This is a genomic window from Acinetobacter lwoffii, from assembly GCF_024129435.1.
Lineage (GTDB): Bacteria > Pseudomonadota > Gammaproteobacteria > Pseudomonadales > Moraxellaceae > Acinetobacter > Acinetobacter lwoffii_F.
The window spans coordinates 1-6,728 of sequence record NZ_JAMXXN010000047.1; the positions used below are offsets into that span (position 1 = coordinate 1).

The 6,728-nt window shown below is 33.5% G+C and carries 10 protein-coding genes and 1 pseudogene; 3 read left to right on the forward strand and 8 right to left on the reverse strand.

Annotation, left to right across the window (positions count from 1 at the left end; all coding sequences use genetic code 11):
- Positions 1–232 precede the first annotated feature (232 nt).
- Together NI455_RS14805 and NI455_RS15530 are read left to right on the forward strand one after the other, a co-directional pair.
- Positions 233–472 (forward strand): annotated as a pseudogene (locus tag NI455_RS14805) (IS5/IS1182 family transposase); the annotation flags it as partial.
- A 474-nt stretch (positions 473–946) separates the two neighbouring features.
- Complete coding sequence (locus NI455_RS15530) at positions 947–1,306, forward strand: prepilin-type N-terminal cleavage/methylation domain-containing protein (protein WP_290447046.1); 360 nt, start codon at positions 947–949, stop codon at positions 1,304–1,306.
- A gap of 116 nt (positions 1,307–1,422) precedes the next feature.
- On the opposite strand, the gene NI455_RS14815 is transcribed toward NI455_RS15530, so the two are convergent.
- The 4 genes from NI455_RS14815 to NI455_RS14830 form a co-directional block, all read right to left on the reverse strand.
- Positions 1,423–1,737: a BrnA antitoxin family protein gene (locus tag NI455_RS14815; RefSeq protein WP_253114832.1), complete on the reverse strand. Its 315-nt coding sequence runs from the start codon at positions 1,735–1,737 to the stop codon at positions 1,423–1,425.
- The gene (locus NI455_RS14820) at positions 1,724–2,011 is read right to left on the reverse strand and encodes a BrnT family toxin (protein ID WP_005244624.1); all 288 of its coding nucleotides are present in this window, start codon (positions 2,009–2,011) and stop codon (positions 1,724–1,726) included. Before NI455_RS14820 ends, NI455_RS14815 begins: the two co-directional genes overlap by 14 nt.
- 229 nt (positions 2,012–2,240) lie before the next feature.
- A complete protein-coding gene (locus NI455_RS14825) occupies positions 2,241–2,567 on the reverse strand; it encodes a hypothetical protein (protein WP_253114833.1) in 327 nt (108 codons plus the stop codon).
- A 7-nt stretch (positions 2,568–2,574) separates the two neighbouring features.
- Positions 2,575–2,775: a type II toxin-antitoxin system HicA family toxin gene (locus tag NI455_RS14830; protein WP_253114834.1), complete on the reverse strand. Its 201-nt coding sequence runs from the start codon at positions 2,773–2,775 to the stop codon at positions 2,575–2,577.
- A gap of 332 nt (positions 2,776–3,107) precedes the next feature.
- Between NI455_RS14830 and NI455_RS14835 the strand changes: the two genes are divergently transcribed.
- Positions 3,108–3,674, forward strand: coding sequence for a helix-turn-helix domain-containing protein (locus NI455_RS14835; protein ID WP_253114835.1), 567 nt, complete (start codon positions 3,108–3,110; stop codon positions 3,672–3,674).
- A gap of 182 nt (positions 3,675–3,856) precedes the next feature.
- Here the strand turns inward: NI455_RS14835 and NI455_RS14840 are convergent, their stop codons facing one another.
- From NI455_RS14840 to NI455_RS14855, 4 genes are all read right to left on the reverse strand, one after another.
- A complete protein-coding gene (locus tag NI455_RS14840) occupies positions 3,857–4,000 on the reverse strand; it encodes a hypothetical protein (RefSeq protein WP_001125247.1) in 144 nt (47 codons plus the stop codon).
- Positions 4,001–4,012: 12 nt separating this feature from the next.
- Positions 4,013–4,573 carry a plasmid replication DNA-binding protein gene (locus tag NI455_RS14845; RefSeq protein WP_004282224.1) on the reverse strand — a complete coding sequence of 187 codons (561 nt, stop codon included), beginning with the start codon at positions 4,571–4,573 and terminating at the stop codon, positions 4,013–4,015.
- A 59-nt stretch (positions 4,574–4,632) separates the two neighbouring features.
- On the reverse strand, positions 4,633–5,565 hold the full coding sequence (gene repM / locus NI455_RS14850; protein ID WP_131262031.1) for a replication initiation protein RepM: 933 nt from the start codon (positions 5,563–5,565) through the stop codon (positions 4,633–4,635).
- A 628-nt stretch (positions 5,566–6,193) separates the two neighbouring features.
- Positions 6,194–6,529: a hypothetical protein gene (locus tag NI455_RS14855; RefSeq protein WP_253114836.1), complete on the reverse strand. Its 336-nt coding sequence runs from the start codon at positions 6,527–6,529 to the stop codon at positions 6,194–6,196.
- Between the last annotated feature and the right edge of the window lie 199 nt (positions 6,530–6,728).

The window sequence follows — 6,728 nt, forward strand, 5'->3', positions numbered from 1 at the left end:
GGGCTGCTGCTGGATTTTTCCAAGAACCAAAATTCAATTGATCTATTCATTTCTAAAGTCAGATCCGCGATCAAGTTTTAAAAAAGTGTAAGGTGTGTGACCTTGTATAGTGGCGTTAGCCTGAATTTCGAATAAGAGATTTTATGTTAAATAGAAGTTATTTAATAAACGGTGTATATGGTTTACTAAGCTAACCTACTATTTTTTTCAGTACACATCAAAACAAGCAAAGTCTATCGAGCGGAATGAGTTATTGAAAATATTCAAATGGATAGGAAGATCTCTTTGGAAAAAGTGGTCTGGTTATCATCGTCGAATTTTGGTGGAAACCAAGATGCATTGCATCAAATTATTAGGCGATAAATTAACAGCAAGAAGTTTCTCTAGCCAGGTGAATGAAATTCATGCACGCGTAGCAGTCCTGAATAAATTCACAGAATTAGGTCGCTTTCATATTCAAGTTGCCACTTAAATTTGATTCGATTAGGAAAACTCTATCTTTCTGTTATTAGGTAACAAAGCCGTACAGAATGAGATGTTATTTGGAGAATATTTAATTCTGTCTAGACTTAATGATTTTTAATTTATATAATTAAAAAAAGTCAGTCTAACTCCACATTTTAGGCTGACTTTTTTTTAAAAAAATATGACAAAAAATGTCAGTTTATAAATCTAAAATATGACAAAAAATGTCAGTTTATAGGTTTCCTTAAATAATATGTATTTAGTATTTTAGTTTTTATACTAAGTAGCCAAATAAATTCAAATACTTCTATATTTTTATATATGACTAAAATTGTTGATATTTATAGGTTTTACGGTAATTATTTATGATGAAATAAGTTCGTTTTATCAATTAAAATAAATAATTTATCTATAAGTTGAAATATTGGCATAAAATATGCATTGAATAAAAAAATCATTTTATTTAAGTTAGGGGAAAATTATGGCTTTACAAAAAGGTTTTACATTAATTGAGTTAATGATTGTCGTGGCAATTATTGGCATTTTAGCTGCAATTGCAATACCTGCATATACATCTTATGTAGAAAAGTCTTCGACTACTGCTTGTCAAGCAGAAGTTAAAGGTGTTGCTAATGATGTGCTTATTAAATTAAATGATCCATCTGAAACTCCTCCGACTGATGGTGCCACTTTATTGGTCGGTTCTGCTTGTTCGGGAAATATCACATTTGGTACGGGTGGTATTGTTAAAGGAACAATTCCTAAACCTAGTGATTCAACTAAGCCTGTTGCTAAATGTACGGTTACCAATCGAGTAGCATGCGAACTTGCTGCTAGTTAATGTTCAATTATAGAGTAAAAAATGCATATTTAATGATGCATTTTTTACTCAGTTTTCCTAAAATTAATATGATACACGTTATAAGAAGCCAAAAATGGGAGCTTAAGCTCCCATTTTTACTGATGATTTTTTAATTCTTTGAGCATAGCATCCCGCAAGATTTCATTCATTCGTGTTTGATAGCCTTTGCCTTGAGCTTTAAACCATGCAAGTACGTCAGCATCTAAACGAATAGATGTTTGTTGCTTCACTGGACGGTAGAATTGATTGTGGCGTACAGCATTACTCCAGTCGGTAATTTCAGGAATATCTGATAGGTCTAGTTGATCGTCAGGAAGCATTCCCTTAGCAAGCAAGCGTTCAATTTCAGCATCTTGCTTGTCGCTGAATTTTTCATTCAGTTCTTTGCGTGAGTATCTAACCATGCTCATATTTATCTCGCTCCGCTTTTGTTACCTGTCTTGCACTAATGATTCGTATGATTTCACAGTCATCTTCATCAAAGATGGTGTGAGCTACTAAGAGCATTAGTACGCCTTTTACTTTTCCAATGGTTTGCCAACGTTCTTCACCATCGGTATGTCTGTCTTGGATTGAGATCCTTAATGGATCATCAAAAACAAGGCTTGCCGTTTCGAAAGAGACATCGTGTTTTTTCTGATTCTTTCGATTCTTTGCCTCATCCCATTCGAAATACTGTTTCATAAAAAACATTCAAATTTGTATATACAATAATGTATCACAAAATTGTATCACTCAAGTTGAGAAGCGTAATTTCTAGTCAAATTTATTGGCAAGAACTATCAAAACTGCTCATAAAAAAGCCGACTTGTTTCAAAATCGGCTTTTTGCGGTTTTTATGATCAGGATTAATTTTTTAAGTAATTGATATTTCAATTAATATACATGTGTATTGCGTATAACCGCCATTATGTTAAATAAATGCTTCTGCTGGTCCTTTTACCCTGTATTTCATATGTAAAGTTTGACTTTTTAGCCCATTTTTTCGTAAATATTCCTTCATTTCAGAAGTAAAATTTCTTTTTATTTTATTGAATTCATGAACTTTAATTGAATTATCTTTTCGAGCTTCTTGAATAAGTTTTAGTGTTGTTTGCAGCTTATTCACTTTAGAGAATTCTCCCATCATCATCAATTCTTTATGTTGATTTGAAAGAATTAACTGTTGTTGTGAAATAAAATATAAAGTTCCACTTCCAGCTAAAAAAAACAGGAAAATCGCGCTAATAATTAATTTCATAGGTATCTCAATAAGTTCCTATACCAGCTTGTCCAAAAATACTTCTTAGTGTTCCTATATCGAGATCCCCATGATCTGGAATGGTAATTTTTCCTTTTCTAATAGGATGCTTGAAATGCTTATGGCTACCCTTTTGGCTATCGAAATACCAGCCAAGAGATATAACTAACTTTAAAACCTGTTTTGTCTTCAATCTTTTAAATTTCATCTTATTCCCTTAAAAAGAAAGGGCCTAAAGCCCTATCTTTTAAACTTACTTATATCCATGTTTAGAAAAAAATGGGTGGAAATGGAGGTTTTGGTAAAAGAACCTCTATAAAGCCTTTTAATGTGTCTTGCATTTCTTTTCTCCTACTTAAGGCTTTCTTTTACTGTTTCTTTGATAACTTCTGCTGCAATATCAATTAAGATGTCTAACATTGTGTTTCCCTTTTGGAAATATTAACTATTTTTAGTTTGTGAAATATATTCTATAGTTGTTATATTTCTTGCGTCAATATGTTTTTTCATTTATTTTATATGTGTGTTTAAGGAGCTGAAATGAAGAAATATAAAGTTAAAGTCGAGATAAATGATGTCGCCGGAGCGACTTTATCTTATCTACGTAATCTACGAGGAATGAACCAACGTGAATTTGCTTATGCTTTAGTGACAACAGCTTCATCTTTATCAAAGTATGAGTCTGGAATAAGAACGGTTTCTTTAGAGTTATTATTAAGTTCTGCGAGTTTGCTAAATCTATCTTTGTTAGATTTAGTTGGGTTCATTGATAGAACAGTGAAGGAACTGGACTCTCAAAATATCTATGTATATAACGAGAAAGAAGTACCAACGCGTCTAGAAGAAGATGTTTTGGATACTGAACTTGATGAAAGAAATACTATCGCTAATATCTATTCTAGTGAAAATTCTGAAGTGCTGCGGGATTCTTATCGTACTGTAAGAAAGTTCGGATGTATAAATAAAGGATTTAATATAGAGTTTAGCGATGCTGATGGCGATACTAAATTAGAGGATAGATTGGCCGATTTATTTCGTATTCCTGCTAGTGAGGTAGTAAAGTTTTTAGAGCAAAATAAATTATTTGTTAATGAACTTAAAGTTTAGTTTTGCTGAAATTAACATAATACACCTTATACGAAATGCGTTATAATTCCACTTAGAAATCAATGCTGTAGTTTCTAGTTGATAGTCCGAACATCCCTGTTCGGGCTTTTTTTATGATTTTTCACGTTCCACGCCTATTCTTTGATCAATATTTCACGCTTTTGATTAGCTCAATTGAATAATCAGGATGCCTGGTCTTTTTCTTTTTGGCGTTCATCCAGCTCTTTTTTGAGTGCCTTTTTATCCTGGTACGATGCAATCAGCATGATCGGGATCAGCAGCGGGGCCACAATAATTCCCAGGGCAATGTCTTTCAGTTTCGGCATGATCTCTCTCCCTTAGTCATTATCAAAAACAGCATTCAGCACACGGCCAAATAAGCCACGTTTTTTAGGTTCTGGTTCAACATGCTCAGGAAGATGGATCCGTTTACTCTCGGAAGTAGTCAATTCGTCATAGTTAGAGTCAGTCTGTGACCGAGGATCCGTTGCTATATTTGAATTTGTAGATTCATTTAGCTTATCAATATTTTCTTGTTGTGACTGTTCTAAGGTGCCTTTAAACTCAATTCTATGAGTAAGATCTTCAATATGTTGCATCAAAGACTTTTCTCTTTGATTTGCTAAATCTAACTGATTTTTTAGTAAAGAAATCTGATCTTTTAATAGATTTTCGACTTCAGATTGAACGTGTACCTGTACATCCTTCTGAACTTGTTCAGTACGTGTACTGGACTGAACACCGACTGGGTTGCCATAAACTCTGATAAGTTCAGATAAGTCTATTAGACCATCATTATCTCTTGATAATTCACCATTTTTTAAAGCCTCATATATTGTTGTCCGTGATTTTTTAAAGGCTTTACTTGCGTCCATAACGCTAAATTTTGTAGTGTTCAATACAATCCCTCTGTTCATGTACAAGGATGTTCAGGTGAGCATATTACTGAACATTATCTTTATTTTGTTTGAAAGCCAACCTTTACTAGATATGGATATAGTTCTTTAAATTTTTCAGCATCTAATAGCATTTCGGCAATTCGTACGGCAAATTGCGGATAGCTTTCGGTGCCTTGAGAATACTTACTCATTTCAGGCAGTTCTGACAATTTGTTAGCAAATAAATGACGCTGGGCATCTGTTAACTTGGTGAAAATATCTAAGGTGTTTTGATCTCTAGCTTCTAGATTTGGTTTGTTAACGTTTTTCTTTTGCTTGAATGAGAATGAAAAGCCATAAATTGAACGTCCTTTTTTATGCTGCTCATACTTAACAGTGATATCTGTAAACTCATTAACTTGAGCCATAGCTAGATGTAAGACTCTGTCTTTAAAGTTCCCCATTCTTGTGTACTCATCATCAAGCACACCAATTTTTTTTCTAAACTCTTCAAGCTCTATAACAGGAGTTTGGCCAGTGCTACGCCATGCGATCAATAATTCATATAGACGTACAGCATAAGCACTACTGAGATTACTAACTTGCTGTAATTCATACTTAGTGAACTGTTCTTCGAGTTTAGTAATTAATGGAACAATAGCAGGTGCAAAAATTAACTTAACAGTCGCTTCAGCGTCAACATAACGAATCTCACTAACCCATCGGCTTAGTACGTTTTCGATATTTCCTCGTTTATTCATCTCTTGATAGCTAAATTGTCTAGCAAATAAATCTTTTGAAGCATCCTTTAATGCTTGATAGGCAGTCTGTCTTGCAACATTGAATTGATTGATATAGCTCTCTGCATGGACTTCTAAAGGGTTGTTTGCATTAATGCCTTTACCACTTTCTCTTGCTTCAACAATAGCTAAAAGAATAAGTCGCTGTTCAACTAGATCTAGGTTATAGCTTGCGTTAATTAAAGCATTATCTTTTACAACTAGATCTCGCATGTTATTAGTCTACTTTTTTATTTCTGAATATAAATCTATATAAAATATTATGTAGTTAAATGCAAGGTAAACGTAGTTAAATCTACAAAAAAAAATAAGTAGACTTATGGTAGGTAAACGTAGTCATATTGGTAGGTAAACGTAGTCATATTGGTAGGTAAACGTAGTTATATTGGTAGGTAAACGTAGTCATATAACCCTTGAAAGCATTGTGAACAAAGGCTTTCAGCATGTCTAAAAGCATTTAAAAACTTTAAAATAATTAAAAGCCCAGGCAAGGAAAAATTACCCTTGGTTTTCGCTACGCTCAAACTCTATTGAATCTCGCTTTCGCTCGATTCGTCGGGGCAATTTTTTGGCTCATCTCGTTGTGACTTTAATAAAAAGCAAAAGCACGATGAATTCGCTTCGCTCATAGAGCTTTTTTACTCGCTGCGCTCGATCTAGACTCAATTTTCTGCATGTAATTTACGCTTATTTAGGCTTCACAGCCTAAAAAGCTGTTTTTCAGAGGGTCTAAGCGCGAATTTCAGCGATTTCACTCGTAGACACTCGTTCTGTACCTTCCAGTGTGAATTTGAGCTTAAATCGCAAACAGGCAGCATTTAGAGCTACATTTAAAGAGGATTCAGATTAATTCCTTATCATTTGTTCCATGATCAAATTTAAATTTCTCAGGTCGCTTCTGTAGATTTTCAAGATTTCTTTGAGCATTCGTTATTTTTTGGCTAGAACTAGAAGCAGTATCCAGGTTCACTGATTTTTCTATTTTATTTGAATGTGGCTTTTTTTCACTGATTCCCATTTTGCTCAAATTTCGTAAAACTGAACTGTAAGAAATATTGTTCGCTAGCTCAGGTAAATCAGCGTGGATTTCCTTAATTGTATAACCAGATTCCAGCCGTTTTTCTATTTCTGGTAATACAGAGATGATGAATTTCTTTGCGCCATGTCTGGTGACCATAATGACTTCCTCTTTCTTTAATTTATGCAATTATGTGCAACTATATGCAATTAAGAGCTTTTATATGATTTTATATGAAATTATCTGCAACTATGAGCTTTTAAATGGTTTTTATTCATTTTGATGTGCAATTATATGCATTTATGTGCAATTGAACTTTCAGTGATATTGGCAAGATGTGTAATGTTATATAACATGG

Excerpts from the sequence above, each read along its gene's own strand:
- repM (WP_131262031.1), bottom strand. The coding sequence starts at position 5,565 with ATGCGAGATCTAGTTGTAAAAGATAATGCTTTAATTAACGCAAGCTAT.
- NI455_RS14835 (WP_253114835.1), top strand. The coding sequence starts at position 3,108 with ATGAAGAAATATAAAGTTAAAGTCGAGATAAATGATGTCGCCGGAGCG.
- NI455_RS14825 (WP_253114833.1), bottom strand. The coding sequence starts at position 2,567 with ATGAAATTAATTATTAGCGCGATTTTCCTGTTTTTTTTAGCTGGAAGT.
- NI455_RS14830 (WP_253114834.1), bottom strand. The coding sequence starts at position 2,775 with ATGAAATTTAAAAGATTGAAGACAAAACAGGTTTTAAAGTTAGTTATA.
- NI455_RS14820 (WP_005244624.1), bottom strand. The coding sequence starts at position 2,011 with ATGAAACAGTATTTCGAATGGGATGAGGCAAAGAATCGAAAGAATCAG.
- NI455_RS14840 (WP_001125247.1), bottom strand. The coding sequence starts at position 4,000 with ATGCCGAAACTGAAAGACATTGCCCTGGGAATTATTGTGGCCCCGCTG.
- NI455_RS15530 (WP_290447046.1), top strand. The coding sequence starts at position 947 with ATGGCTTTACAAAAAGGTTTTACATTAATTGAGTTAATGATTGTCGTG.
- NI455_RS14815 (WP_253114832.1), bottom strand. The coding sequence starts at position 1,737 with ATGAGCATGGTTAGATACTCACGCAAAGAACTGAATGAAAAATTCAGC.
- NI455_RS14855 (WP_253114836.1), bottom strand. The coding sequence starts at position 6,529 with ATGGTCACCAGACATGGCGCAAAGAAATTCATCATCTCTGTATTACCA.